1 protein-coding gene is annotated in these 1,163 nt (G+C 61.0%); it reads left to right on the top strand.

The features are described 5' to 3' along the window. A partial coding sequence (locus ACFWW4_RS22665; protein WP_411892907.1) for a phosphate ABC transporter substrate-binding/OmpA family protein occupies positions 1-1,119 on the top strand: 1,119 nt, incomplete at its 5' end. Between the last annotated feature and the right edge of the window lie 44 nt (positions 1,120-1,163).

Here is a 1,163-nt window from a genome sequence, read left to right as displayed (position 1 = left end):
GGGGATGCGGCGATTGCCCTGGCCTCGCGGCCCGCCCGCAACCGCGAAGCCCGCGCCTTTGAAGAGGCGGGCCTTGGCGATATCCGGTCCACACAGAATGAACATATCGTGGCCCTGGACGGGCTGTTGCTGGTCACCTCACCGGACAACCCTGTCCGCGCGATCACCGAGCAGAACGCAGCCCTGGCCTTTGCCGGACGGATCAGCAACTGGGCTGAACTGGGCGGGCCGGATGCGCCGATCAACATTTATGTCCGCGACACCAATTCGGGCATCCGCGAGGTGTTCGATAACCTGCTGATGCGCCCCAACGGGCTGCAGATCTCAAACAATGTCGTGCTGGTGCAGGATGATCAGGTCCTGTCGCAGGTTGTGGCCATCGATCCTTACGGGTTGGGTTTCACCAACTTTGCCGATGGCGAAGGGGCCAAGGCGCTGGCGATTGAAGGGGTCTGCGGGCTGCAAACACCACCCAACGCCTTTACCATCAAGACCGAGGAATACCCGCTGACCCGCCTGCTTTACATGTACACGACCGATCAGCGGTTGCCGGCCCATGCCGACGGCATGCTCGATTTTGCCATGTCCGAAGACGCGCAGGACCTGATCTCGAACGCAGGCTTTATCAATCAGGCGATCCGCGAGGCCTCGATCGACAGTCAGGGGTTGCGGGTGGCGTCGGCTGTGGTGGCCAACCGGGACTTCTCGACCTTTCCACAATTGCAGGAAATGATGCAGCAGTTGATCAGTTCGGATCGTCTGTCGACCACGTTCCGGTTCGAGACCGGGTCAAGCAATCTTGATGCCCGTGCGCAGGATGACATCGTGCGTCTGGCCCGCCTGCTGAGCACCGATGCGTTCCGCAACAAAGAAGCGGTGTTCGTGGGCTTCACTGACTCGGTCGGTGATCCCGAACTGAACCGGCAATTGTCCGAACGCCGCGCCCAACAGGTGGTGCAGCAACTGCTGGACGAGAACCCGAACCTGCAGGCCAATGTCGCTCTGCAAGCCATCGGGTATGGCGAGATCTCCCCGCTGGGATGCAACGAGACCAATACAGGCCGCCGGATCAACCGCCGTGTCGAGGTCTGGGTCCGGGATGTCGTCGCACGCAACTGATGCGACACCCACCCAAACACACCCAAATCAACACGGATCTGACA

The organism is Yoonia sp. SDW83-1 (assembly GCF_046762885.1).
Lineage (GTDB): Bacteria > Pseudomonadota > Alphaproteobacteria > Rhodobacterales > Rhodobacteraceae > Yoonia.
The sequence above is the reverse complement of the archived record's forward strand: the minus strand, read 5'-3'. Positions and strand labels throughout refer to the sequence as shown.